Origin of the sequence: Candidatus Amarolinea dominans (assembly GCF_016704685.1) — a bacterium.
Lineage (GTDB): Bacteria > Chloroflexota > Anaerolineae > SSC4 > Amarolineaceae > Amarolinea > Amarolinea dominans.
Window position 1 is genome coordinate 53,977 of sequence record NZ_JADIZS010000009.1, and the last position, 25,677, is coordinate 79,653.

The 25,677-nt window shown below is 60.0% G+C and carries 21 protein-coding genes and 2 pseudogenes; 6 read left to right on the forward strand and 17 right to left on the reverse strand.

Features of this window, described 5'->3' with window-relative positions:
* The first annotated feature begins 5 nt into the window (after positions 1 to 5).
* The 4 genes and pseudogenes from IPF85_RS06865 to IPF85_RS06880 all read left to right on the forward strand — a co-directional run bounded on the left by IPF85_RS06865 (position 6) and on the right by IPF85_RS06880 (position 6,202).
* Positions 6 to 1,147 (forward strand): annotated as a pseudogene (locus tag IPF85_RS06865) (PDDEXK nuclease domain-containing protein).
* Positions 1,148 to 1,311: 164 nt separating this feature from the next.
* Complete coding sequence (locus tag IPF85_RS06870) at positions 1,312 to 2,004, forward strand: restriction endonuclease subunit S (protein ID WP_343407333.1); 693 nt, start codon at positions 1,312 to 1,314, stop codon at positions 2,002 to 2,004.
* Positions 2,005 to 2,220: 216 nt separating this feature from the next.
* Positions 2,221 to 3,006, forward strand: coding sequence for a hypothetical protein (locus IPF85_RS06875; protein ID WP_343407334.1), 786 nt, complete (start codon positions 2,221 to 2,223; stop codon positions 3,004 to 3,006).
* Positions 3,003 to 6,202: pseudogene (locus tag IPF85_RS06880) on the forward strand (type I restriction endonuclease subunit R). Before IPF85_RS06875 ends, IPF85_RS06880 begins: the two are co-directional and overlap by 4 nt.
* Before the next feature lie 250 nt (positions 6,203 to 6,452).
* Here IPF85_RS06880 and IPF85_RS06885 read toward each other — a convergent pair.
* From IPF85_RS06885 to IPF85_RS06960, 16 genes are all read right to left on the reverse strand, one after another.
* Entirely contained in the window at positions 6,453 to 7,580 is a 1,128-nt protein-coding gene (locus IPF85_RS06885; RefSeq protein ID WP_343407335.1) for a response regulator, read from the reverse strand.
* A gap of 30 nt (positions 7,581 to 7,610) precedes the next feature.
* Positions 7,611 to 7,958 (reverse strand): DUF192 domain-containing protein, encoded by a 348-nt coding sequence (locus IPF85_RS06890; protein WP_343407336.1) that lies wholly within the window; start codon positions 7,956 to 7,958, stop codon positions 7,611 to 7,613.
* Between the two features lie 146 nt (positions 7,959 to 8,104).
* Entirely contained in the window at positions 8,105 to 9,574 is a 1,470-nt protein-coding gene (locus tag IPF85_RS06895; RefSeq protein WP_343407337.1) for a CpaF family protein, read from the reverse strand.
* Positions 9,575 to 9,646: 72 nt separating this feature from the next.
* Positions 9,647 to 11,347 carry a DPP IV N-terminal domain-containing protein gene (locus tag IPF85_RS06900; protein WP_343407338.1) on the reverse strand — a complete coding sequence of 567 codons (1,701 nt, stop codon included), beginning with the start codon at positions 11,345 to 11,347 and terminating at the stop codon, positions 9,647 to 9,649.
* A 271-nt stretch (positions 11,348 to 11,618) separates the two neighbouring features.
* On the reverse strand, positions 11,619 to 12,545 hold the full coding sequence (locus IPF85_RS06905) for a type II secretion system F family protein (RefSeq protein WP_343407339.1): 927 nt from the start codon (positions 12,543 to 12,545) through the stop codon (positions 11,619 to 11,621).
* A 12-nt stretch (positions 12,546 to 12,557) separates the two neighbouring features.
* A complete protein-coding gene (locus tag IPF85_RS06910) occupies positions 12,558 to 13,517 on the reverse strand; it encodes a type II secretion system F family protein (RefSeq protein ID WP_343407340.1) in 960 nt (319 codons plus the stop codon).
* A 14-nt stretch (positions 13,518 to 13,531) separates the two neighbouring features.
* Positions 13,532 to 14,857 (reverse strand): AAA family ATPase, encoded by a 1,326-nt coding sequence (locus IPF85_RS06915; RefSeq protein WP_343407341.1) that lies wholly within the window; start codon positions 14,855 to 14,857, stop codon positions 13,532 to 13,534.
* An 89-nt stretch (positions 14,858 to 14,946) separates the two neighbouring features.
* A complete protein-coding gene (gene cpaB, locus IPF85_RS06920) occupies positions 14,947 to 15,765 on the reverse strand; it encodes a Flp pilus assembly protein CpaB (RefSeq protein ID WP_343407342.1) in 819 nt (272 codons plus the stop codon).
* Between the two features lie 33 nt (positions 15,766 to 15,798).
* Positions 15,799 to 16,470, reverse strand: coding sequence for a methyltransferase (locus IPF85_RS06925; RefSeq protein WP_343407343.1), 672 nt, complete (start codon positions 16,468 to 16,470; stop codon positions 15,799 to 15,801).
* Positions 16,471 to 16,502: 32 nt separating this feature from the next.
* Positions 16,503 to 17,441 (reverse strand): pilus assembly protein TadG-related protein, encoded by a 939-nt coding sequence (locus IPF85_RS06930; RefSeq protein ID WP_343407344.1) that lies wholly within the window; start codon positions 17,439 to 17,441, stop codon positions 16,503 to 16,505.
* A gap of 401 nt (positions 17,442 to 17,842) precedes the next feature.
* Complete coding sequence (locus IPF85_RS06935) at positions 17,843 to 18,262, reverse strand: TadE family protein (RefSeq protein WP_343407345.1); 420 nt, start codon at positions 18,260 to 18,262, stop codon at positions 17,843 to 17,845.
* A gap of 27 nt (positions 18,263 to 18,289) precedes the next feature.
* Positions 18,290 to 18,685: a TadE/TadG family type IV pilus assembly protein gene (locus IPF85_RS06940; protein ID WP_343407346.1), complete on the reverse strand. Its 396-nt coding sequence runs from the start codon at positions 18,683 to 18,685 to the stop codon at positions 18,290 to 18,292.
* Between the two features lie 165 nt (positions 18,686 to 18,850).
* On the reverse strand, positions 18,851 to 19,012 hold the full coding sequence (locus IPF85_RS06945) for a Flp family type IVb pilin (protein ID WP_343407347.1): 162 nt from the start codon (positions 19,010 to 19,012) through the stop codon (positions 18,851 to 18,853).
* A 146-nt stretch (positions 19,013 to 19,158) separates the two neighbouring features.
* Positions 19,159 to 19,320: a Flp family type IVb pilin gene (locus IPF85_RS06950; RefSeq protein WP_343407348.1), complete on the reverse strand. Its 162-nt coding sequence runs from the start codon at positions 19,318 to 19,320 to the stop codon at positions 19,159 to 19,161.
* Between the two features lie 219 nt (positions 19,321 to 19,539).
* The gene (locus IPF85_RS06955; RefSeq protein ID WP_343407349.1) at positions 19,540 to 19,833 is read right to left on the reverse strand and encodes a hypothetical protein; all 294 of its coding nucleotides are present in this window, start codon (positions 19,831 to 19,833) and stop codon (positions 19,540 to 19,542) included.
* Positions 19,808 to 21,070, reverse strand: coding sequence for a hypothetical protein (locus tag IPF85_RS06960; protein WP_343407350.1), 1,263 nt, complete (start codon positions 21,068 to 21,070; stop codon positions 19,808 to 19,810). The genes IPF85_RS06955 and IPF85_RS06960 overlap by 26 nt, the downstream gene beginning before the upstream one ends.
* A gap of 184 nt (positions 21,071 to 21,254) precedes the next feature.
* Between IPF85_RS06960 and IPF85_RS06965 the strand changes: the two genes are divergently transcribed.
* Positions 21,255 to 22,922: a nucleoside kinase gene (locus IPF85_RS06965; protein ID WP_343407351.1), complete on the forward strand. Its 1,668-nt coding sequence runs from the start codon at positions 21,255 to 21,257 to the stop codon at positions 22,920 to 22,922.
* A gap of 116 nt (positions 22,923 to 23,038) precedes the next feature.
* Positions 23,039 to 24,007 (forward strand): site-specific integrase, encoded by a 969-nt coding sequence (locus IPF85_RS06970; protein WP_343407352.1) that lies wholly within the window; start codon positions 23,039 to 23,041, stop codon positions 24,005 to 24,007.
* Between the two features lie 81 nt (positions 24,008 to 24,088).
* Here the strand turns inward: IPF85_RS06970 and IPF85_RS06975 are convergent, their stop codons facing one another.
* On the reverse strand, positions 24,089 to 25,522 hold the full coding sequence (locus tag IPF85_RS06975) for a LuxR C-terminal-related transcriptional regulator (protein WP_343407353.1): 1,434 nt from the start codon (positions 25,520 to 25,522) through the stop codon (positions 24,089 to 24,091).
* Between the last annotated feature and the right edge of the window lie 155 nt (positions 25,523 to 25,677).

Here is a 25,677-nt window from a genome sequence, read left to right on the forward strand (position 1 = left end):
TGAAAATGGAACGTGTGCCGCCCGTAGCAGCGCCTCTGCTTCTGGAAGATCTCCGGCAGATGATCGAGGAGACCAGGCAAGGTGTCGCTACTGCGGTCAATGCACTGCCCTGACCATGCTTTACTGGCGCATCGGCAAACGCATCAACGAGGAGATTCTCAAAGGCGCACGGGCCGAATATGGCGAGCAGATTGTCTCTACACTGTCGAGACAATTGGAGGCAGAGTATGGGCGGGGATTCTCCGAAAAAAGCCTACGCCACATGTTGCGGTTTGCCGAGGCATTTCCCGACGAACGAATTGTCTCAGCACTGATGAGACAATTGAGTTGGACCCATTTCCTCTCTATCATCTACCTTCAGGATTCCCTTCAGCGCGACTTCTACGCCGAGATGTGCCGGATTGAACGCTGGAGCACCCGCACCCTCCAGAAGAAGATCGGTTCCATGCTCTACGAACGCACGGCGCTGTCGCGCAAGCCGGAGATGCTCATCGAACAGGAGCTGGCGGCGCTGCGAGAGACCGATCGGCTCACCCCCGACCTAGTGTTTCGCGACCCCTATCTACTGGATTTTCTTGGCCTCAAGGACACTTTTGCCGAAAAAGACCTGGAGGCGGCCATCCTGCGCGAGATGGAAGCCTTTATTCTGGAACTGGGCGTTGGCTTCGCCTTCCTCGAACGCCAAAAGCGCATCACCGTGGATGGCGACGATTTCTATATGGACCTGCTCTTCTTCCATCGACGCTTACGCCGCCTGGTGGTGATCGACCTGAAGATGGAGGAGTTCAAGCCCGCCTTCAAGGGGCAGATGGAACTCTACCTGCGCTGGCTCGACAAGCACGAGCGGCAGGAAGGGGAAGACTCACCCATCGGCATGATCCTCTGCGCCGGCAAGCAACAGGAGCAGATCGAACTGCTGGAACTGGGTAGCTCTGGCATCCATGTCGCCGAATACCTCACTGCCCTGCCGCCCAAAAAACTGCTGGAAGAGAAACTGCATCGGGCCATTGCCCTCGCTCGCAAACGGCTGGAGAATCAGATGGAAGAGCGGATCGCCGAGAATGTGGCAAGTTGCTGGTGGAGGAATGAAGATTCCGCAAAGACCTCTCTCGCAGGTTGCCGCAATAACGATGGGTACATCACCTGAAGGGTGATACCTACAATCAAGATGGCACGGGCTTGCCGTTGCTTAATGGTCCAACGGAGTTTGGCCTGACCTATCCGAATTGCACTCTGTTTACCACAGATTCGAAGAGGGAGTGTAGACCCGGCGATCTAATATTCTGTGTGCGTGGGTCAACCACGGGTCGAATGAATTGGGCGGATCGCGTCTATTCTCTTGGTCGCGGTGTCTGCTCCATACGTGGTGAAACCAAGATTGATACTCGATTCATCAAATACTGCCTCGACTGGAAATTGGAGGCTCTTCTCAAGTACGCTGGCGGGGAACTTTTCCTAACCTCACTCCAAGATTCAATCCGCGAGTTTGAAATTCCTTTTCCTAGACATAGACGCAAAATCGCCGGCATCCTCTCCGCCTACGACGACCTGATCGAGAACAACCTGCGGCGGATCAAGATTCTGGAGGAGATGGCGCAGAATCTCTACCGGGAGTGGTTCGTCAAGTTCCGCTTCCCCGGGCACCGGCACGCCCGCTTCACCGATTCTCCCGGGCCCGATTCCGGAGGGTGGGAGGTGCAAAGGCTTGGCGAAGTATTGGAATTAAACTACGGCAAAGCATTAAAGCAGGAAGACCGACGTGGAGGCGATGTGCCTGTGTATGGCTCAAGCGGTGTTGTCGGCCATCACGACGTACCGCTCGTCAACGGCCCTGGTATTGTCGTTGGGCGCAAGGGCAATGTCGGAAGCATCTTCTGGTCCGACGAGGATTTCTACCCTATCGACACGGCCTATTTCGTCACATCGAAAATGCCTTACGTTTTCTGTTCTACGATCTCCAGACGAAGAACTTCCTCAACAACGACGCTGCCGTGCCGGGCTTGAATCGCAACCAAGCCTACTCACTCGAAACGGTGACGCCACCAACGGACATATTGACATGGTTCTGCCAATTTGCCGATGACTTCGAGCGGCAAGCCGCAGTTCTGCGCCTTCAAAATACCACCCTCCGCCGCACCCGCGACCTGCTGCTGCCAAGCTCATCTCCGGCGCGGTGGATGTGTCGGAATTGGACATCGCGGTTGGCGAGGAGGCTACAGCATGAAGATGCTCAAAAGCCTTTCTTACGATAGAACCGTGGTTGCCGCGGTAGACGATGCGCTGTCGCATTATGCTCGCGACGAGTTTGCGTCGCCAACCCGCTCAACCGTCCCCTTGCTGGCGTGGCTCAAGCATGAGCCGGCGATGGTGAACTCATTGCTACAAGACTTGGGCATGCCTGCAGAGTGCAACCTGCATCTCGAATACCGGGTGAAACCTCCAACGGGGAGAGGCAATGCCTCCCATAGCGATCTGATGGTGATCTCAGGCGACTCCTCGCTCGCCATCGAAGCCAAATGGACCGAGCCGCGCTATGATACGGTCGGCAAGTGGCTTGAAACCGGAGCAAACCCAGACAATCGTCGCGACGTGCTCGCTGGCTGGCTGGGCTTGCTCCAACACCATGCTTCGCAGCCGCTCCACCGGGCAGATTTCACCGATGCCGTTTACCAAATGGTGCATCGTGCCGCTTCCGCCTGTGCGGCGGGGGGCAAGCCGGCGTTGGCCTATCTGCTGTTCAAGCCCTCACCCGATCCGAGGACGGCAGACCTGCGGACGATCCGAGACGATCTTACGCATTTGTGGAGCGTGCTGGGTGGCCCCAGCACATTTCCCTTTTACCTGGTTGAATTACCCCTCTCTCGGACGACACTGTTCGATGCGCTTGCGTCATTGCCGAAAGGCAATCAGATCACAGCGCAGCAAGTCCGCGCGGCGTTGTTCGGGAGCGATCGGCTGTTCAGTTTCGAGAAGCATCGCGTGACAAGCGTGGGAGAAAAAGCATGACCTTCTCCGGCTACAGCGAAGACGAACTGGTCGAGCAACCCGCCATCGCCCTGCTGGGTGAGCTGGGCTGGGAGACGGTCAACGCCTACCATGAATTCGATCATGGCGCCAGCACGTTGGGCCGGGAGACCAAAGCCGAAGTCATCCTCACCACCCGTCTGCGCCTGGCTCTGCTGCGGCTGAACCCGGACGCACCCATCGAGGCCATCCACCAGGCCATAGAGGAACTGAGACGGGACCGCTCGCGCATGGGGTCGGTGGCCGCCAACCGAGAGGTCTACCAACTGCTCAAGAACGGCGTGCGTGTGCCTGTGCCCGATCCCGACGGCGACGGTGAGACTGTGGCCGTGGTGCAGGTCATTGATTGGGAGAATCCGGGCAACAACGATTTTCTGCTCTGCTCCCAATTCTGGGTCACCGGCGAGATGCACACCCGCCGCGCCGACCTGGTGGGCTTTGTCAACGGCCTGCCGCTGCTGTTCATCGAACTCAAGGCTGTCCACCGCCGCCTGGAAACCGCCTACACCGGCAACCTGCGCGACTACAAGGACACCATTCCTCACCTCTTCTGGCCCAACGCCCTGCTCATCCTTTCCAACGGCAGCCAGAGCCGGGTAGGGAGTGTGAGCGCGGGCTGGGAGCACTTTGCCGAGTGGAAGAAGGTGGGCAGCGAGGACGAGGCGGGCCGGGTATCGCTGGAAACCATGCTGCGCGGCGTCTGCGACCCGGCGCGGTTGCTGGACCTGGTGGAGAACTTCACCATCTTCCAGGAAGTCCCCGGCGGGTTGATCAAGCTGACGGCCAAGAACCATCAATACCTGGGCGTCAACAATGCCCTCACCGCCCTGGCCGACATCCGCCAGCGTGAGGGCAAGCTGGGCGTCTTCTGGCACACCCAGGGCAGCGGCAAAAGCGTGGCGATGATTTTCTTCGCCCAGAAGGTGCTGCGCAAGCTGCCGGGCAACTGGACCTTTGTGGTCGTCACCGACCGGCAGGAGCTGGACGGGCAGATTTACAAGCACTTCGCGCCGGCGGGGTGGTGACCGAAGGCCGCGCGCAGGCGGAAAGCAGCCGTCACCTGCGGCAGTTGCTCACGGAGGATCACCGCTACGTCTTCACTCTGATCCACAAGTTCCGCACGGAGCCAGGCGAGACGCACCCCGTCCTGTCCGAGCGGCGAGACATCATCGTCATCACCGATGAGGCGCATCGCAGCCAGTATGACGCGCTGGCACTGAACATGCGCACGGCCCTGCCCAATGCCGCGTTTCTGGCCTTTACCGGCACGCCCCTGATCGTGGGTGAGGAGAAGACCCGGCAGGTCTTCGGCGATTACATCAGCGTCTACGACTTCAGCAGTCGGTGGCTGATGGCGCGACGGTGCCGCTCTACTACGAGAACCGCATCCCCGAACTGCAACTGGTCAACGACAACCTCAACGCGGACATGGAGCGCCTGCTGGAGGCGGCGGAACTGGACGAGGCCCAAGAAAAGAAACTGGAGCGGGAGTTGCGCGCGAGTATCACCTGATCACTCGCGACGAGCGGTTGGAAGCGATCGCGAAAGACCTGGTGGCCCATTTCACCGGGCGGGGCTTCCAGGGCAAGGCGATGATGGTCTGCATTGACAAGGCCACGGCCATCCGTATGTATAACAAGGTGAAAAAGCACTGGGCCGAGAAACTCAAGGCGGCAAAGGCGGAACTGCAAGCGTGGCGTGAGTTGCCGGGATATGTCATTGAGGGCAAACCGGTAGATTCACCGGAGTGGCAGCATGGGCAAGCATTAGAGCGGAGGCTGCAGTTGTTGAAAGAGACCGATATGGCGGTGGTGGTGTCCCAGGGACAGAACGAGATTGCCGAGATGGCCGAAAAGGGCTGGACATCCGGCCGCACCGTAGGCGCATGGTGACGGAAGATCTGGAGATCAAGTTCAAGGATCCGAACCACCCCTTCCGGCTGGTCTTTGTTTGCGCCATGTGGATGACCGGCTTCGATGTGCCGAGCTGCTCGACCCTGTACCTCGACAAGCCGATGCGCAACCACACGCTGATGCAGACCATCGCCCGCGCCAACCGGGTTTATCCTGGCAAGGTGAGCGGGCTGATCGTGGACTATGCCGGCGTGTTCCGCAATCTGGAGCGGGCGCTGGCCATCTATGGCGCGGGCGGCGGCGGCGATAAGCCGGTGGAGGACAAGGCCGCGCTGGTGACGGCGCTGCGGCAGGCGTTGGCAGAAACCCGCGGCTTGTGTCAACAACAACGGGTAAACCTTACGGCCATCCAAACCGCCCAGGGATTTGCCCGCATCGGCATGCTCGATGATGCTGTCGAAGCGCTGGTGAGCTCCGAGGAGATCAAACGCCGCTATCTCGACCTGGTCAACACCGTGCAGCGGCTGTATAAGGCCGTGCTGCCCGACCCGGCTGCGCGGGAGTTTGCCACCGAAGTGACGCCGATGAAGGTCATCGCCGACAAAATCCGCGCGCTGATACCGCCGGCGGACATCGCGCTGGTCATGCAGCAGGTGGAGGGACTGCTCGACCGCTCCATTGCTACGGAGGGCTACGTCATCCGCGAGCCGAACGCGTCCTTTGGCGATGAGCATTGGATTGACCTGAGCACCATTGACTTCAAGAAGCTGGCGGAGAAGTTCAAGACGGGCCATAACCGCACCATGAACGAACAACTCAAGGGGACGGTGGCGCAGAAGCTCATGGCCCTGGTGCGGCTCAACCGCACGCGCATGGATTACCTGGAACAATTCCAGGCCATGATTGACGCCTACAACGCGGGCAGCCTCAACGCCGAGGAGTTCTTCCAGCAACTGATGGCGTTCGCCCGCAGTCTGAATGAAGAAGAGTTGCGGGGCGTGGGCGAACAGTTGAACGAAGAGGAGTTAGCGCTCTTTGACCTCTTGACTAAGCCGCAGATTGAACTCAGCCACGCGGACCGGGAGAAAGTCAAAACCACGGCCAAAGAACTGTTATCCACACTCAAAGCGAGCAAACTGGTGCTCGATTGGCGCAAACGTCAGCAGGCCCGCGCCGAAGTGCGGGTGACTATCGAAAAACTACTGGACCAGGGCTTACCAAGGGTCTACACGCCGCAACTGTTCACGCAAAAGACGATGGCTGTCTTCCAGCACGTGTATGACGCCTACTATGGTGCTGGGCGCAGTGTGTATGCGGCGGCATGAAGAAGCCGCCTAACAAGGGTGCTGCACCGGACGGCAATTCCGCTGCCCCCTATTGACGCCGGTGCGCTTGGTCGCAGGATGCACCCTATAAGCCAATCGTGGTATTAGACCTCAGCAACGTACCTCAAGGTTTTTCATTCAACGATGCAGCCGCCGACAATTTACCGATTGATGTTCAAACATCCCGCACCGTTCAGGTCAAAATGGACTTCGCAGCCACATAACCGCACGTCCAGTCTGACGGCCGCGATTATTGCAGCCGGGATGCGATGGTGCGAATTTGCTCGGCAATGATGCTGCTCGGATAGGCCGTCACCACAGGTAAGCCGTGTTGGCTGGCCTGGAAGCAGACCTCACTGGCCGGCGTGATGACGCCTAACAGGGGCACCCCCAACATGCGTTCCATTTCGGCCGGTGATCGCGACAGGCCGCCACCCGACCGATTGATGCTGACCAGACCGATCTGCGCGTAGCTCTTATTGAGCGAAGGCCGCAGTTCGCCCAGCAAGCTGCGTGTCAGTTCCAGCGAGGGGCGCTCAGGCTCCGTCACCACAATCAGCCGGTCAATGAAGGCCAATGCGCGACGCGTCAGGGGAGTCAATCCACAGCCAATGTCCACCAGGACAAACGGCGCCAGGGTGGTAATCGTCCGAAACAGGGCATCGAGTTGTTCGGCAGGCAACAATGCGTCGTTGTAATGCCAGGGTGACGGCAGGGAGAGCACTCGAAGGCCGTTACTGTGCTGCACCATGAAGCCTTGCAGAGCGTTGGCGTCGGCCAACACGCCGCCGTTGCCATTGGTCATGTTAGCCGGCAGCGCGGGCGCCGCCAGGTTGAGAGTAATCAGGGCACTGGTAATCGGCTGCAAGTCCACCAGAATGGCCTCATGCTCGCCAGACAGGAGCACAGAGGCGGTATTGATCGCCAGGGTGGTTGTGCCTACTCCGCCCTTGGCGCCCAGAAAGCCAATGAAATGCGACGTGGAGCCAACGGCCGCCGGCATGACGGTGGCGCGGCGCAAGAGCGACTTGACCCGCATCAATAATTCCGAATGACTGACCGGTTTGGTCAGGTAATCATCCGCGCCGGCTTCGAAGCCGAACGCCTTGTCCTGCTGCAGGGCCTTGGCCGTCAACATGATGACCGGCACGGCGGCCGTGACGGGATTGGCGCGCAACCAGCGCACAAGATCGTACCCGCTGATGCCTGGCATCATGACATCCAGAATAACCACATCCGGCAGATGGCTGCCCAGGATAGAGAGGGCTTCGCTGCCACTGCGCGCCGGCAGGACTTCGTAGCCGGCATTCTGGAGAACGAGCACCATCATACGTAACAGGTCGCGATCGTCATCAACCGCCAGAACTTTGTATGCCATGAACGCTACCCACTTCCTTTTGGTGTGGGATCAGGTGGCACGCGCTTGCAATTGGTCACCTACCATCGTTTGCGTGCGCTGAGCTTCGCCTGAGGCCATTTCGATTACGAAGGCTGCTGCTTTGATTGGCCTGCCCACTGCCCAGGGTCGCATGTCATGTTCAACAGACACAACACGCCAGTTGTTATCTACAAAGATGATATCCAGTGGGAATCCCATGAACCAGCAATGGACACCTTTGCAGGGACGGATCAACATGGCTTCACCAGGGCGCAATGGCGCGTGGCCGATCAGGCCGCGCAGCCGTGTCCAAAAATTTTCGGCGATTTCTGTCCGCTCGGCTAACCACTGCTGCTGTGTGACATTATAAACTTTCACGATATACCTCTGACGTATCTCAATTTGTAGGGGCGCACCCTTGCGGTCGCCCACGCGGGCAGGCGCAAGGCCATGCCCCTACCCCCTCAATTTGTAGGCGCACCCTTGCGGTCGCCCACGCGGGCAGGCGCAAGGCCATGCCCCTACTAATGACGCCGCAGCGGATTGGCTGTGTTGGCGTTGACAAGACCAAAAACTGATGGCGACAGGTGCAGACCGGCGGCTTCGATCTTTTCATACACCTTGGGCCGCAGGCCGGTTGGTTCGAGCCGTCCCAGGATTTTGTCGCCTTCCATGCCTCGCTGCTGGAACACGAATACGTCTTGCATCAACACGGTGTCGCCTTCCATGCCGATGACCTCAGAGACGCGCGTGACTTTGCGTGAACCGTCCCGCAGGCGGTCCAGGTGAATCACCAGGTCAATGGCCGAGGCCACCTGCTGGCGAATGGCGCGCAGGGGCAAGTCCATGCCGGCCATGAGCACCATCGTTTCGATACGTGAAATGGTGTCGCGCGGGCCATTGGAGTGAGCGGTGGTCATGGAGCCGTCATGACCGGTGTTCATGGCCTGCAGCATGTCCAACGCCTCGCCGCCGCGCACCTCACCGACGACGATGCGTTCGGGACGCATGCGCAAGGCGTTGATGACCAGGTCGCGAATGCTGATACGGCCTTTACCTTCGATGTTGGCCGGCCGCGACTCCAGGCGCACGACATGCTCCTGTTTCAATTGCAGCTCGGCCGAGTCCTCGATGGTGACGATACGTTCGTCGGACGGGATATACGCCGAGAGGATGTTGAGTGCGGTGGTTTTACCTGAGCCGGTACCCCCTGATACGATGATGTTGAGCCGGGCTTCAACCGCGGCCTGGGTGAATTCAATGAACTCGGTCGTGAAGGTGCCGAAACGCAGCATGTCATCGGCGGTAAACGGAATCTTGGAAAACTTACGAATGGTCAAGCACGGCCCATCCAGGGACAGGGGCGGAATGACGGCATTGACACGCGAGCCATCAGGCAAGCGCGCGTCCACCATCGGTGACGATTCATCAATGCGCCGGCCCAGGGGTGTCACAATGCGCTCGATGATGCGCAAGACATGCTCGTTATCCGTAAAGGCGACATTGCTCAGCGTCAGCTTGCCTTTGCGTTCAATATACACCTTCTTGGGGCCGTTCACCATGATCTCGGTGATTGAATCATCATCCAGCAGTGGTTGAATCGGGCCATAGCCGATGATCTCGGCCAGAATGGACTCGAACAGGTTGAGGCGCTCCTGCCGATTGAGAACAACGTTCTCCTCCGAAAGGACCTGCGTAAAGATCGGCTCGATGACACGCCGCGCCTCATCGGGCGTGGCCAGGTTCATCCCTGGCGTCATCTCCATCAGCAAGCGGCGCTGAACCTGGTCTTTGACCATCAGGTACGGCTCTGAGTTGGTGACGTCGGCGGTTGGTGGTGGCGCGCTGGGGCGCGCGGCGGAAACATTCGGTGGCGGCAATGGCCCGAGCGGGTTCCCGTTCGGGCGATCAATCCGGTTTAGTTTGGGGCGCTCCATGGGCGGCGGCGGCGGCGGGATCGGCGGCCGATTATTGGTTCGGTTCAATAGTGACATAATTTTCTCCTGACAGGAGCAAAGTCTGGGTCAGCAAACTTGGCTCACACCTAATGCAAGCAGCAAGGCGTCTTACTTGATCCAGATGGGGTCCCAATCGTAATTCTTGCCGCTGCTGATCGTGCGCACATTTTTGCCGTCCAGGTCCATGATCAGCAGTTGACCATTGCCCGTCGAGCCACGATTGGACCAAAAGACGATCCATTTGCCATCCGCGGATAGCGATGGGTGTTTGTCCCATTCCCAGTCGTTGCGCGTGAGTTGTCGCAAACCGGTGCCATCGCTGTTGATCCGCCATATTTCGTCATCGCCGTCCTTTTGGGAAACGAAGACGATGACCGTTCCATCGGGCGTCAGGACCGGGTTGTAGTTGGTAGCCGTGTTGTCCAGCACCTGGGTGCGGACGGTGTCCCAGTTCTGCGGAATGTCGTAGTGCCACAGATAGATGGGTGTCATCGTCTTTTCATTCTTGGAGCCTTCGACAAACACGCGCAGGCGCCGATCGGGGGTCCATGCGTCCAGGGCTTCCAGTTTTTCATAACCGGTGCTGCGGTAATTCATGGTCAGGTTTTCGCCGTTGACGCCGACGACTTCGACGGTTCCTTGCTCGTCCTCCACGGGCACAATCCCTTTGCCGTCAGGGCGCATGGCGAAAAGCCCCGCACCTTCTTCCCGCATACTGCGAAAGACGATCATCCCTTTGAGCTTGGGCGAGGAGAGCTTGATCGGCTCCACGGCCACCTGTGGCGGCTGCGGCGTCGGCGTGGCGGGCGCCTCGGTTGGCGTTGGCGAAGGCGAGGGTGTTGGGGTAGGTGTCAAGAGCAGGCCCACCGTGCGCACCCGTTCCTGCGCGCGGCTGGCGTCTGGAACCTGCAATTCGCTGGCAGTGGTGTAGTCCTTGAACGCATCCACGTAATTGCGCTCACGCTGGTACGCGGACCCGCTCTCAAGATATGCATCGTACAGTCGTGTGGCGACCATCCCGTTCAGAAAACCAGGCGCTTGATCGTACACAGGCCGCAGGAGGGCGATGGCGCTGCGCCATTCACCCTTCTGGAACGCGGAATTGCCGGTGATGAAGATTTGTGTCTGATCGCGCAGGGTCGTGGCCTCCGACTCGCGCGGCTTGAGGGTCAGGGCCTGCTGGAACATGCTGAGGGCAGTCTCGGCCGCATCGGCGCTGGTTTCGCTGCTCAAAATGGTCTTGCCCTGGTGTACGTAGGCCGCGAAAAGATTAGCCGTCACCGTCGTTTGCTCATAGCGCACATCCAGGCTGCGCATCGCCTCATAGCCTTCGATGGCTGCCTGCCAGTTTTGCGTGCGAAACGCTTCGTCCGCGGCCGCATAACGCTCACCAACCCCTTGTCCCCGGTTTGCACGTTGCAGCATCTCATCTACATCACGAAAGCCAGGGGATGTGGCGGCGATTTGCTGCAGCAGGGGGAGTGACTGCTCCCAATTGCCGTCACGCTGCAAGGCTGCGGCCCGCGCGTACGTGGCTTCGAGATCGGCCTGGCTGCGTGCGGTGTTCAACCCTTGCAGCGCCTCGGTGTTGTTGGGGTCCTCGGTCAATACCGCTTGGAACTCGCGCTGCGCCGTGACATAATCGCTGCGGGTGAGCGCATCGTGTGCAACCGTCAAATGCTCGTCGAGGCGCAGCGCCGATGCGCGCACGTCGGTTGCGGGTTTCACGTAACTGCGGAAAAAGACGACCCAGGCGCCAAACACCAACAGAAGCAAGAGCGCCAGCGCGCCGGCGGGTGAAGATTTCACGCAGCCGCGCTGTCCCTCCCAGGCCTGTGCGCGGCCCGTGCTGAGTCAGGGAAGCCTTGAGCTGAGCATATTCTTGCAGTGATCTCAGCTCATTGACGCCCTCATAGCGTTGCATGAGAACGTCGAAGCGCTGGCTTGCTTCGGGCCAATGCCCTTGCTGCAGGTGCAGGAGCGCCTCCTGATAGAGCGGATCATACTGAAGCGTTGTCGAATCTGTTTGGTTGGTATCCATGATTGTTTCATCCTATCGGTCAACGACCATCGGGGCGAGTTACATATTGCCAAATGCCCGCACGATACGGGGCACGGCAGGGCCGAGAATCACCGCAAACAACGCGGGAAAAATGCACATGACCAATGGGATGAGCATCTTGAGGGGCGCCTTGCGTGCCTGTTCTTCAGCCCACTGGCGTCGTCGCATGCGCATCTGTTCCGACTGAGCGTGCAAGACGTCGGTGATGGAAACGCCCAGGCTGTCAGCCTGCACCAGGACCGCCACGAAACTTGAAACCTCTGGCACATCGGTGCGGCTGGCCAGGTTGCGCAGGGCCTCCTGACGGCGGGCGCCCATGCGAATTTCGCCGATCACCCGGCCGAATTCCAGGGCCAGGGCGTTCTGCCAGCGCTGACCCACCTTCATCAGGGCGGCGTCGAAGCCGAGACCGGCATCAACACAGATCGAGAGCATGTCCAGGGCATCGGGCAGGGCGCGTGTGATTTCGCGCTGCCGAGCCTTGATGGCCCGCTTCAGCCAGTAGTTGGGCAGATAGGTGCCCATGATGCCCCCGGCAAACGAGAACAGGATGGCCGATATCCCATTCATGCCGCGCCATGATAACAGGAAGAAGGCAATGACAGCCGCCACCAGCCCGGCCACCAACCGCAGCCCCATGAAGTCAATCAGGGTCAGATTGCGCGGATTACCGGCAACAATCAGGTCGTGCTTCAGGCGCTCGACATTGCCGGCCGGTGCGAAGCGGCTGGCAGAGGCCAAAATACGCCGCAGCAGCGGCTGCATCACGCGTTCACTAAACGTGGTCTGCAACTCTAACTGCTCATAGGACTGCGCGGGGTCTTCGAAGGCGGACCGCACGCGCCTGCGCAGCTCGGCCGGCTGTCGCACGTGGTAAATGCCGTACAGAAACAGGGCGGCGCCCAAGCCAACCAGAACACTCAAGACGAAAGGATTCGATAACATCGGATAACTCCTCTAAAAATCAATACGAATCATCTTGCGCATCAGGATGAAGCCCATGAAGATCATGATGAGCGCGCCAATCGGAATAAACATCGGCCAACCGGGCTGAAACATCTCGGACATGTAGCCAGGATTGATCACAGAAATAATGACGGCCAGAATGAAAGGCATACCGACCAATGCATACCCGGTGTAACGCTGCTGTGTCGTCATGACCTGGATCTCGCCTTTGATACGCACCCGCTCGCGAATCGTGTTGCTGATCGTCTCCAAGATCTCCGACAGATTGCCACCCACCTCATGCTGAATGTTGATGGCCGTCACCATCAGGCCCAGGTCATCGCTTTCGATACGCTCGACCATGTGGGCGAGTGCCTGGCGCAAGGAAAAGCCAAGCGCAATCTCCTGCACTACGCGCTCGAATTCCTCTGACGAGGGCGATGGCATCTCACTGACCACGATATTGATGGCATGCACCAGGCCATAACCGGCTCGTAAAGAACTGACCAGCATCATGATGAGATCCGGCAGTTGATGCGTGAAGTTCTGCTGACGTTTGCTGTGCGCACTCTTGAGCCGCGAACCGGGGATCATATACGCGACCAGCGCTGCCGCCATGCCAACGGCGAATATGCGGGTGAGCACCCAGCCGAGCAGGAGCGCGCCGAGCATCAGGCCGGCGGTAATAATGTAGTATTCGCTGGGCGTAATTGCCATGTTGGCCTGGGCTAACTTGTGGGCAATGTTGCCACTCAGTCCCAAGCGGTTCATCGCTTTGCCCACCGGTTTGTTCAATTTGCCGCCGATTTTGCCCTGGCTCTCGTCAGGTTCGGGCGCCTCTCCCGCCGATGTCGTCAGCGAAAGTAAGCGTGACGTCATCTCTTTATCTGGCTCCATCACCAAGAAGACGCCCATGAACAAGGCGATGACAGCGACCACAATGGCAAGACCGAGTGTCAGTGCGACTAACATAGGTCATCTCTCCCTTATTTACTGCTGCTCCAACCGACCATGTTGACCTTGCTGGCGCCAGGCTGAACCGCAGCCGTGCTGATACCAGCGCCGGGCATGCGTAAGTTGGACAAACGCCCAAGCAAGCCGTCCGATTTCTGCGCTGCCTGCTTCGTCGGCTCTCCTCCCATGATGCGCCGGGCCAGTTCGATCAGCGCCGCAGCCACCAGGCTGCGTTTGTCGCTCATCGCCAGGGGCACGCCCCGGTTGATCGAGTAGGTCACCAGGGCCGCATCATCGGGAATGGTCAGCGCCACTTTAGTGCGCAGATGCGCCTCCACATCTGCCAGCGGAATCCCCCCCTTGTTGTTGGCACGGTTGAGCACCAACTGCATCTTTGCATCCGAATAGCCCCAACTACGCCCCGAATCCAGAAACAGGCTGGTGCGCAACAGGGAGGGAATCTCCGGCGTAGTGACGACCAACAGCATGTCAGCCATGTCGAGCATGACCAGCGTGGTGCGGTCGAGGGCCGGCCCGGTATCCACCACGATGTATTCGCACATCTGCTGCAATTGCGTGAGCACCTGTTCCATATGATAAGGCTCTACCACCTCCAGCCCGTTGAACTGCGAGGCCGGCAGCAGCACGCGTAATCCGGCAGGGTGCGTGGTCAGGATGGCATCCATCACGTCACGATCCAGCTCACCGCCGCGGGCCAGCAGGTCGGCCAGGGTGTGCAAAGGCCGCAGGTTCAGCACGCTGCCGATGTCACCGGCGCCCAGGTGCCCGTCCACCACGACCACGCCTGCGTTATGTTTACCCAGGGCATCCTGCAGAGCCACAGCCAGGTTGCTGGCAACCATCGTGCGGCCCACGCCGCCTTTGAGGCCGGCCACGGTAATGATCTTGGCCTTGTGCTGTGGGGCAAAGGCCGGCGCGTGACTGACCGACAAGGCTTGACGTGACGCTTCCAGCTCGAAAATCTGACGCACGGTAGCCATGAGTTCTGCAGCGCTAAAGGGCTGCATCAGGAAGCCGCGCGCACCGGCCAGCATGGACAAGCGAACTTCATCAACTGCATGGCTCGAGGTCAGCACGACCACGGCCACCGAGGGTAGCGCGGTGACCAGCGCACGGGTGACGCTCGAAGGCGTTGCTTCGGGCACGGTGTCGTCTATGAGCGCAACATGAATCTGCGCTTGTTCAGCCAGTTTGATGGCCTGGTCAGGTCGAGTGACCACGCCCACAACCTGGACATCCTCTACCCCGGTAAACGCGTCCGTGATCTCAACAGCATGGTTGGTGCGGCCGCTGACGACCAGCACACGGATAGCTTTGTACGAACGCGACACCATCATGTCAGCTCCTCACAGAAAAGGCATTCCCTGACGAAATCTGCCTTGCGCCTGCAAAACCGGGCATTGTCAAGCGACTGGCCCAGAATCCACTAGCGACTGGCAGCCGTGTCAGCACTTTGCTGTGTTGCCGGGATCTGGAAGTGGTACTTGTCCACCAGATAAGGCAAGTCCACAGGCTCGGTACGCGCAAATTCATCGCTATTGTTAGCCCGCAGAACAATATCAATGATACCGCCGCTGTCCTTCAGATACTTCAGGACCAGGGCATCCTGCGGGTCAAGCGCAAAAAGCAGGGCTTGAACCGAGCCGCTTTCCTTGCCGCTGCCATCAGGGGAAACGGTCGCGCCCTGGGGAATGTCAATCTGCGGCATGACGATGGCCGTGATGGTCAGATTCTGTAAGGAACTGATCGTTGCCAACTGGCCGCTACTGGCGCTATCCCCCACGTTCACGCTGACCAGGAGGTCAACCTTGTCGCCAGCCTTGAGCAGACCGAGCTTGCTCATCAGATCAAGCGGGGGGAGCGCCATCACCACCTTGCCCGCTGGAATCGTGAAGGCCAGGTTGGTCGCCACGGTAACATCGGGCGTCACCAACCGCAGGCTCTGCACCACCTCGCCGGTGATCATCTGCACGGTGGTGATCTTGTCCAGGGCGTCGTTAATGTCGCGCACGGCGCCTGCGGGCAGGAATTGATCCGGCATTTCCCGAACCTCAAGGTCGTCGGCAGTGAGCACCGTGTTGGCGGGTACGTCACGCGCCGCGACGACGGCCTGCGAAACAGGCACATCCTGCAGAAGAGCCTGGTTTACTGTGGCCTGCGCAAGGGTACGAAATGTCATAAAGCCAGCAAATAAAGCGACCAGAATACCAGTCACTAACCAGAACCAGCCAGCACGTTGTCGCATAATGAATCGCTCCTTCTAACCGTCTTGTCAGCGCTACCAGACGAACGGGAGCAGGCGCCAATGCACCTGCTGTGCGTAAGCCTGATAACCGCTGATAATGCGCTCTTCACGCAAGATGCGCACCACCGTGATCGCGGTTATCATGATCACGGCTAGTCCATTCATGATCGAAAGATTGGCACACAGAAAACCCAGGTAGAACAGGGTTTCGCATGCATACAGCGGGTGGCGAATCACGGCATAGAACCCATGCCTGACAACGCCGCGATCAGCCGGGGCAATTCCGAAACTGCGCCCCAGGAACCCCAGGGCCACGATCATGCCGGCCAGGCTGAGCACCTGGACAACCACGCCGGCGATGGGCCAACCGGTTGCTGCGGGCCGCAGACCGAACATGGGTAAAAAGACGCCGAACAAGGCCAGGCCATTTTCCCACCAGGTCGGCGTCCGCCGTGCGGCGCGCCGGCGCAAGAAGCTGACGGCAACCAGGGTGTAGAAAATGAACAGCCCAAGCCCGGCCAGGCTGCGTTCCTGGCGCAGGCCCCACAGGTAGCCGCCGGCCACCAGCGCCCACACCACCGCCACCATCAGATCCAGCGCTCGCTCTGAGGCTGACTTGGGGCCGTTTTCTGTTTCGTTTGGATCCACGTTTTGCACGTTTTGCACGGTATTGCTCAACTCCTGGCGCCAAGAGGCGGAGGTCATGCGCAGGCCTCCGCCCTTGCCGCGACGGCGCCCTATTGACTCAGATTGATCGTGACCATACAGGTCAAGCACTGCGTGAAACCACCGTTGCCTGGCATGACCAGGCCCGCGAAGCGACCACGGACGGTTTTGGGGTTTCCGGTCAGGCTGAAACTGGTCATGATGAACTGGGCGAACCCGCTGATGCGGTACATGGCATTGCTGCCGCTGCCGGTGACCTGATCGTACATGGGCACGATCACCGGCCGGTTCAGCCAGTAGGAGAGGGCGTCACGCACCTGGGAACTGGACTTGACGCCGGTCATCGAATGCACCCAATCACCGATGTTGCGAACCCCGGACGACGCAGGGTTCGAGATGTAGTTGACCAGGACCGGGGTACTCGGCGAGCCGCCGTCCCAGTTGACCCAGCCAAATCCGCCAGGCGCGTTCTGCACATTGTCCCACATGTTGTACTCTTGGCCGAAGACGAAATTCTGCTCGTATGGAATGATGGGGAGCATGTTGCCAATACCGTTCACCGGTTGCACGCGTGCGCGCGCGGTGGCCGTGGCGGTCATCTGGTTGATGCCAACAATGCGAGCAAAGAACGTGTCGAAGGTCACGTTGGCTGTCACCTCGATGTTGGTGAGGTTGATACTCAGGTTGGTCAACACATCGGTTTGTGTTTCGCTTAACTGACGCCATGAGAACGAAGAGGCACCGTTGGCACTGGTAAAGCGAGACACTTCGGAGTTGACATTGCTCTGCAGGGCGAAAGCCCGTGCGCCTGCGACGGCCGCCGCGTCGGCGGCGTTTTGCATCTGACGCCGCTGCGCATAGGCGTAGCCACCGTCAATCGCCAGCGCAATCACCCCCAGCAGCGCTGGCAGCAGCAGCGCGATCAAAACAAGCGACTGTCCTGACTGGCGTCCTTTGTGCAGGCGGGGGTGTACCAGGTCACGCCGTTGGGCGATCCATTTGCAAATCATCCTTCTGTCTCCATTCTGTTGCCTCTCTCTCTTGCCTTTCTCTCTGCCCTCTTTCATGTCCTTCATTGAAGAAGTAGGGCTTCCTATTATTCTACGGGGGGCTTCCTACGGGAGGCTTCTACGGGAGGCTTCCACGGGGGGCTTCCACGGGGGCTTCCACGGGAGGCTTCCACGGGGGGCTTCAACGGGAGGCTTCCACGGGGGGCTTCAACGGGAGGCTTCCACGGGGGGCTTCTACGGGAGGCTTCTACGGGAGGCTTCTACGGGAGGCTTCTACGGGAGGCTTCTACGGGAGGCTTCCACGGGAGGCTTCTACGGGAGGCTTCCACATTGAAAATCGCCGCTGCCCCGATCCTCAAGCCTTGAGTGTGAGCCGGTGATCCTGCCAACTCGCTCCTAAGTCAGCGTTCGATCAACATGCGCGCCGTATTACTGAGCTGGATGAAGCCGCTTCCTCCAATGACTTGACTGATCATGGGAGTCACCGGGCGAAACTGGTACGTCACCTGCACGTCCACCTGCGACGTATTCGGGAGGCTGCGCGTGACGGTGAGCAGGCTCGGGTTGAGGCCCACGGCGTGGCTGCGTGCCGTATTGACGATACCGGTTGTGTCGTTGGGGGAGATGACCGCATAACGCGCCCCCTCCTGCGCCGCCTCTGCCACCACACCGAAGGCGTAAATGGCGCGGCCCATATCAAGGAACGCCATCAGCAGCAGCATGACAAATCCCACAGATAACGCAAACTCGATCGTGCTCTGGCCATGTTCTGACCGCCGAGGATGCATCTCCGGAAACAACGGCTGCCCTGGTTGCGACATGTGGTGATCCTTTCTTGTTAGTATCACTTACAGGATAACCATACTTACGCCGCGTTGCAATAGTACCGGTTGCCCGCTAAAGATCATCGCGCCCAAGAGAGGAAAGCTGTAGGTCAGCGTGACCCGCACTTCGCGGGTTCCGTAGTCTGTGCTGATCTGCACCTGGGTCAAGGATGTGCTCAGGCCCCCTCGCTGCATCTCGCTCAGGGCGGCAGTGGTGATGCCGGCGGTGTCACTCGGCGTGACGGCGCCCACACGCGCCGCTTCGCGAGCAGCATTGGTCATGACGATGTAGGCATTGAAGGCGCGCCCCATGTCGAACAGGATGCCGAGCATCAGGATCAACATGGGCAACAGCAGGCCCAGTTCAACCAGGTTTTGTCCGGCCTGGCGCCGGTGGGCAAGGGTTTGGTGTGACTGCATTTTTCACTCCTTCACGTTCATATGACGCAAGCTGCCACGCGCAGAAACGCAAAGCGGGGCTTAACTTATCGGTTAAGCCCCGCTCTGTTCATGATTTACCGCCTCAGTGCCGTAGGCCAATGCCGGGCTTCACTGACAGCGACTCTCACGGCTCGACTTGGGAGATTAGATAGCGCAAGAGATGCTGGTGAGAATGGTGTTGAGGCTGCCACCCAGGGCGGTCAGCGCAGCGATGACGACGATGGCGACCAGGGCGATAATCAGACCGTACTCGGCCAGGTCCTGCCCTTCTTCACGGTTCAACAGAGCGACCAGATAGTTCAACATGATGCATTTTCCTTTCATGAGCACACAAGAAACAGATTAAAACGATTAATGATCGAGATCGGGCGTGATTCGTGCGGGGAGAGTGGCCTGCGGAGACTGCGCAACTTCTGCAGGCGGCCAATTTTCAGGGCTTGAGTTAGCTTGAGTTAGATGGACCCAGAGATGCTGGTGAGAATGGTGTTGAGGCTGCCACCCAGGGCGGTCAGCGCAGCGATGACGACGATGGCGACCAGGGCGATAATCAGACCGTACTCGGCCAGGTCCTGCCCTTCTTCACGGTTCAACAGAGCGACCAGATAAGTAAACATTTCGATCTCCTTATGAATGAATGATGGCTGAGCCATTCGTTTGGGTCAAGGTTCACGGCACTCACTGCCCTGACTTCCCTGACTTCCTTCGTACTTGATTGGCTCTAGTGTAGTCCCGATGATGGCGAATCTCAATGGTACCCGCGGCCCAATCGCAATGATTTTTCCTGGTACAGATGTACTACCCTGCTTGTATCGTGCGGAAGGCCGCGCACCGAGCTACGGGGCGCGACCGAAGAGGAGAGCAACGTCGTCGGCGTAGCGGAGCCGCCAGCGCGGTGAGGCGCGCAGCGCGGCGCGCAGCTCAGTCTGTGTTGGGTCGGCGGTATCCAGGAGCACCCAGGAGATCTGGTAGTCTGCCAGGAGCCGTTCCCAATCCCACGCGTTGAGGATCGCACTGTGATTGCGCCAGGTCTGCCAGTCATACAGATGCACGCGGCCATCCAGGAAGACCTGGACGGCAGGGCTGAGGCGCCAGAGGAGGTAGTCACCAAACCACTGCGGATGAAACACGCGCCCCTGCACACCCTGCTCTGCCATATACTCGACCGCCGCGACCGGGGTGCGCGCGTCGAGCAAACCGTAACCCAGGCGCTGATTGGGCAGGCGCGGGCGCACCCAGGGGCTGAGCAACAGGGTGAGAAGGAGCAGAACGCCGATCAGCAGGCGCGGCGCACCCTGGCCGTGAGTGACGGGCGCGTCTGTCCTTTTGGTCACACGCGCGGGGCGCGCCGGCCAGGGCCACTGCGCCAAGTAGCCTGCCACCAAAGGCGGTGCGATCAATGCCAGCCACACGCCGTGCCGGCGCGCGCTCAAACCAAGCGCAGAAGCCACCCAAGAGCAGGACATCACCGATCCACGGCCGGCTCGGCGTGTAGATCAACGCGAGGAAGGTTAGCGCACAGAGGGCAAAGAATGGCAGATCGGCGCCCAGTTTGATATCTTGCGCTTGCCATTCCAGCGCCAACTGCTGGACGGCCGGGGCGCCCATGATGCCCTGTACTGTGCTGAAAACCGCGTAGCCGGCCGGATTCACACCGGCGGCGGCAACCGACGCCAGCAGGCAAGCCGCAAGCGCCAGCAGCAGCCGTCGTTCCGCGGGCAGCGGCTGCTTCAACCCATAGCGCAGCAGCCCTTCACCGAGGAAAAATACGATCAGCAGCAGGCCCAGCGGGAACGCACCGTGCAGGTTGGCCCACAGCGCCATGAGCAAAGGCAGCGGCCACAGCCATCGGCCCTGTCCGCGGGCACGCGCCTGACCCAGCAACCAGAAAAACAGGGCAAACAGGATAATGGAGAAAATCTGCGGGCGGGCGGCGCCAAAACGAATGATCAGCACGGCGCCCGCCAGGCTCGCCACCGTCGCCAGGCGCGCGCTGGCGCTGCGCTGAAAGGCCAGGTGCCAACTCAGCCCGCACGCGGCGCACAGCAAGAGGCCGGTCATGCCGATCAACAGGGCAGGGCCTCCGCTGCGATACAGCCCGTAGAAGATGACGTCGGCCAGCCAGACATTGGCGTAGCCGTATGGCGTCCCGTTGGCCGTGAAAGAGTAGATGTCAACCGTGGGGATCTGGCCGGTCTGCACAATGGCCTCACCCACTTTGAGATGCCACCATACGTCGAGGCGTTGTAGGGGGGTCAGGAAGGCAAGCCACAGCGGCGTGAGCAGCGCGATCGCTGCCCACACCTTATCCAGGGCTGTCATCTTCGCGCTGAGGGCGGTTGTTTGTGCGGTTGTTTGTGCGGTCATAGGTGTCGGCTCCCAAACATGATGGATGACCAGAGGTCATCTTTTGACATTCCCAGCACTTGCAGTAAAGTTAGGTTATCTAAACCCTATTCTACCTCAGAGAGGTCATAGAACGATAAGCATGGCAGCACACGCGCAGACACTACCAAGTGACATAATCGTACCGGCACTTCCTCGCAGCGCGGTGCAGGTACATCTGGCTGACGGGCGCATCTTTGCCGGCCCGACCGGCACGAGTCTCGAAACCTTCATCCAGCACGCCTGGTCCACGGAGCAGGCGCCGGTGATGGCCGCACTGGTGGACGGGCATCTATCCGAACTGAGTCAGGTTGTCAACGAAGACGTCCATGTGCGCCCGGTGACGATGTCCGACAGCGACGGCATGCGTATCTATCAGCGCTCACTGGCGTTCCTGCTGGTGGTCGCAGTGCATGAACTTTTCCCCGACGCCAGGGTGCTGGTGGATCACTCTTTGACCATGGGCGGCCTGTTTTGCGAGGTCAGGGGGCGCCCGCCCTTGAGCGCAGACGAAGTGGCGCAGCTCAATCAGCGTATGCACGAGATCGCCGCAGCCGATGAGCCTATTGTGCGCCGTAATGTACCGGTGGGGACAGCCGTCGCCCTGTTCAAGCAGCAAGGCGACCAGGACAAGGTCAACCTCCTGAAATATCGGCGCAAGGAGTACTTGCCGGTCTACGAACTGCGAGGCGTGGTTGACTACTTTTTCGGCTACATGCTGCCCTCTACCGGTTATTTACATCTGTTCGCCGTGCAGCCCTATCCCCCTGGATTCCTATTGCGCTTCCCACGCCGTCGCGCTCCCTATCAGTTGCCTGATGATCAGGATTTCCCCAAGCTGGCGGCCGTCTTTCGCGAGCACCGCGCGTGGATGGAAATCATGAAGATCGGAGATGTCAGCTCTCTGAACGATGCTATCCAGGATGGTCGTATGCAGGAAGTGATCCTGGTCAATGAGGCGCTGCACGAGCAGCGTATCGCGACCATTGCGCACGACATTGGCAGCCGCCGCGAGCGCGTGCGTCTGATTCTCATCGCTGGGCCGTCCTCCTCTGGCAAGACCACCTTTGCCAAACGCCTGGTTGTGCAGTTGTTGGCGCACGGTTTGCGCCCATTTGCGCTGGAAATGGACAACTACTTTCTGGACCGTCACTTGACCCCGCGCGACGCCCAGGGCAATTATGACTTCGAAGCGCTAGACGCCCTCGATCGGCCTCTGTTGAACACGCACCTGCTCGACCTGATGGCCGGGCGTGAGGTGGCACTGCCGCGCTACAATTTTCACAATGGTCAACGTGAAACCGGGTCAACCACGCGCCTGCGCGATGATGTGGTGATCCTTGCGGAAGGCATTCACGGACTGAACCCCAACCTGGTGCCTGATATTCCGCCAGATTGCATCTATCGCATCTATGTGTCGGCCCTGACACAGTTGAACCTCGATGATCACAACCGCATCCCCACCACGGACACCCGTCTGCTGCGCCGCATTTTACGCGACGCGCAGTACCGTGGCTACAGCGCGCAGTCCACGATTCAACGCTGGGACAGTGTGCGCAGCGGCGAAACGACCTACATCTTTCCATACCAGGAAAACGCCGACGTGATGTTCAATTCGGCCCTGGTCTACGAGCTGGCGGTACTCAAGCCGTATGTCGAGCCGCTGTTGCTGCAGATCGAAAGCAGCGGGTTAGAGTACGTGGAGGCGCGGCGCCTGCTGGCCTTCCTGCAATGGTTTCTGCCTTGTCCGCTGGACATGGTGCCCGACAACTCGCTGTTGCGCGAGTTCATCGGCGGGTCCATTCTCCAGGATTTCAGCGTACTGCCAACCTGACCCTGAATTTGCCACGCATTTCGATTTTTGGAGGGGATTGACAAAACGCCGCAAATGGGTTAGAATCTAAGCGTGCTAAACTATGCGAAATGCAATGGGTGTCGGGAGGGTAACACATGGCAGATTTAGAAGCCGATGCAGTACAACCCAGTCTCTTTGCGCCGCCGGAGGAGAGGGCGCCGGCGCCGCCTATTACCCAGACACCCACGCTGACCGGGCAATCGTCCCTGGCCGCGGCCATCACCGCGTTTTATCCTTACATGGTGCGCCAGGGGTTTGCCGACAACACCGTCAAATCGTTTCAGAGCGATCTGCGCTTGCTGGGACGCCACACCGGCGCCAGCCGGCCGCTCCATCAGTTGAGCACCCAGGCCTTGCAGCAATTTCTCTACTGGCTGGAGCATGAACGCAAGGCGCCGTGCAGCTCCAAAAGCTACGCCCGCCGCCTGACGACCCTGAAGGTCTTCTTTGCCTGGTTGCGCGCGACCGAGGTTATCGCCAGCGATCCCGCGGCGCCGATCATTCATCTGCCGACCAGCGCGGCGCTGCCGGTGATTCTGTATGACAATGAAGTCAAGCAGATGCTGCAAACCAGTCAGGACATGCTCTGGAACCGCAGCAAGCCTGATGCGCGGCCCTATCTGCTCATCAACCTGGTGCTGCAAACCGCCATGAAGAAAGGCGAGGCCATGCGTGTCAAGCTCGAACATCTCGACAGTTCCGATCCACTTGGCCCCGCGGTCTATGTGCGCTATGACAACCCTCGTTATCATGACAAAGAGCGCAAACTTGGCCTCAGCCCCAAACTGGCGCCGGCCATTCAACAGTACCTGCGCGAATACCAGCCGAAGGTCTTTCTGTTCGAGTGTACATCCCGCAATCTGGAGTATGTCCTGGGCGATACCGGCAAGGCGGCCGGCATGACCAAGAGCGTCTCGTTCGAGGGCCTGCGCTGGACAGCCGCGGTGCGCGATTACCGCACCGGGATGCCGGCAGAACGCCTGCGCCTCAAGATGGGGTTGTCGGAGATTTCCTGGCGCGAAACGCTGGAGAGAATTCGCCTGTTGGCCGCGCCCGGACTGTGAGTGTCCGCCTGCAAACAAAGCTGGCCGGCCTTCTGACCGGGCCGCGGCGCCTGATGTGCATGGACTCGGAGCGGGCGCCACTCAGCGCGGGCTGTTGGGCAAGAAGGTGCGGAAGCCGGCCTGATACTGTTCGTTGATCTCCGCGTAATCGCCGTTCCAGCCGCCGCTGATGTAAATCATGGGCGCGACGACAGCCACACCCATCCCGCGCCATGCGCCCGTCCAGGGCGACACGATGGACGACCAGGTCTGCGTAAAGGGGTCGTAACGTTCGTGGTAGTCCACGGCTGCGTCCGCGCCACCAAAGGCATAGAGGGCGCCACTCTCCACAATCACGCCCAGTCCGCTGCGCGCACTGCGCAGCGGGGCGCCCACTTCCCACGCACCATCTTCCAGTGTACCGTCGCGGTTGAGCGCCAACATGAACAGCGTATTGCGCGGCTGCACGCCATCGAACCCGCCGACGACCACCAGGTGATCGGCGATGATCGCGGCGCCGGCCAGTGCGCGTGGTTCTGGCAAGGGAGGGCCGGCGCGCCAGCCTCGCGTGGCCGGGTCATAGATCAACACCGAGGCCACCACCTGCGTCCCATCCCAACCGCCCAGCACAAAGAGCGCCGCTTCAGAGGCGGCCAGGGCATAGGCGGCACGCGGCGCCGGCAGGGCCGGCGCTTCACCCCACGAATCGGCAATGGGATCATAGCTCAAGGCAGCGGCTGTCAGCGAGCCATCTGCCAACATGCCGCCGGGCACATACACCAGGTTCTTCAGCACCGCCGCCTGCACGTTGACCAGCGGGCGTGGCAGGTTCGTACGCGGCTGCCATTCGTTGCGCTCTGGATTATAGACATCCACCGAATCGGTGATGCCGGTGGGGGTCTCACCGCCGATGGCATAAACCTGGCCCCGGAAGGCCACCTGGGCATGGCGCGCACGCGGGCCGGGGAGCACGGCCCGCACGCGCCAGCGCGCGGCGTCCTGACGGCTGGGCAGGCCGGTCTGCATCATCTGCGCATCGCTGAGCAGGGTGCTGCTGGCTGCGCGACCGCTGTTCATGGCGGCGCGCGTCCACGGCGCCAGCAAGACCGCTATCAGTCCGAGCACACTCAGCACCAGGTAAACGCGCTGCCCGCGGTGGATGGGCGGCGCCGGCCCCAGATCAGGCCGCCAGTGGGTGAGAGCCGCTTGCCGCGGCGGTTCCGGGTCAACGGCCGCAGTTTCCACGCTCACTTGCGGGTCGAGGATCGGCGGCGGTACGGCGCCTGTCCCGGCCAGACTAACCGGGGGGGTGCTGGCCTCGCCCACCTGGACCACGCCACTGCGAATGGCGACGAGCGTGGCCTCGGTACGGCTTTGCACCTGCAACTTCTCGAAGATGTTGCGCAGGTGGACTTTGACCGTGTTGGGGCTGATGAACAGGGCGCGTGCGATTTCCTGGTTGGTCTTGCCGGTGGCAACCAGGCTTAAGATCTCGATTTCACGTCCGCTGAGCGGAAGGCGTTCGTCGGCTGGCATGGGTTTCGCAATAGCCACAGCATGTGTAAACAAAGAACGTTGGAGCGCCTATGCACCAGCACTCCAACGTTCAGCGCATCGGGACCACTTGGGCCTCAGTCCATTCACGGACTCCCGGTGATTTTCAACGTCTTGCAACGCCACGGAATCGCCGG

Coding starts and splice junctions, on each gene's coding strand:
- IPF85_RS06945 (WP_343407347.1), bottom strand. CDS start 19,012: ATGTTGAACTATCTGGTCGCTCTGTTGAACCGTGAAGAAGGGCAGGAC.
- IPF85_RS06975 (WP_343407353.1), bottom strand. CDS start 25,522: ATGCCAGCCGACGAACGCCTTCCGCTCAGCGGACGTGAAATCGAGATC.
- IPF85_RS06925 (WP_343407343.1), bottom strand. CDS start 16,470: ATGACCTCCGCCTCTTGGCGCCAGGAGTTGAGCAATACCGTGCAAAAC.
- IPF85_RS06870 (WP_343407333.1), top strand. CDS start 1,312: ATGAATTGGGCGGATCGCGTCTATTCTCTTGGTCGCGGTGTCTGCTCC.
- IPF85_RS06895 (WP_343407337.1), bottom strand. CDS start 9,574: ATGTCACTATTGAACCGAACCAATAATCGGCCGCCGATCCCGCCGCCG.
- IPF85_RS06970 (WP_343407352.1), top strand. CDS start 23,039: ATGGCAGATTTAGAAGCCGATGCAGTACAACCCAGTCTCTTTGCGCCG.
- IPF85_RS06875 (WP_343407334.1), top strand. CDS start 2,221: ATGAAGATGCTCAAAAGCCTTTCTTACGATAGAACCGTGGTTGCCGCG.
- IPF85_RS06940 (WP_343407346.1), bottom strand. CDS start 18,685: ATGCAGTCACACCAAACCCTTGCCCACCGGCGCCAGGCCGGACAAAAC.
- IPF85_RS06960 (WP_343407350.1), bottom strand. CDS start 21,070: ATGACCGCACAAACAACCGCACAAACAACCGCCCTCAGCGCGAAGATG.
- IPF85_RS06935 (WP_343407345.1), bottom strand. CDS start 18,262: ATGTCGCAACCAGGGCAGCCGTTGTTTCCGGAGATGCATCCTCGGCGG.
- IPF85_RS06910 (WP_343407340.1), bottom strand. CDS start 13,517: ATGTTAGTCGCACTGACACTCGGTCTTGCCATTGTGGTCGCTGTCATC.
- IPF85_RS06930 (WP_343407344.1), bottom strand. CDS start 17,441: ATGATTTGCAAATGGATCGCCCAACGGCGTGACCTGGTACACCCCCGC.
- IPF85_RS06885 (WP_343407335.1), bottom strand. CDS start 7,580: ATGGCATACAAAGTTCTGGCGGTTGATGACGATCGCGACCTGTTACGT.
- cpaB (WP_343407342.1), bottom strand. CDS start 15,765: ATGCGACAACGTGCTGGCTGGTTCTGGTTAGTGACTGGTATTCTGGTC.
- IPF85_RS06915 (WP_343407341.1), bottom strand. CDS start 14,857: ATGATGGTGTCGCGTTCGTACAAAGCTATCCGTGTGCTGGTCGTCAGC.
- IPF85_RS06950 (WP_343407348.1), bottom strand. CDS start 19,320: ATGTTTACTTATCTGGTCGCTCTGTTGAACCGTGAAGAAGGGCAGGAC.
- IPF85_RS06905 (WP_343407339.1), bottom strand. CDS start 12,545: ATGTTATCGAATCCTTTCGTCTTGAGTGTTCTGGTTGGCTTGGGCGCC.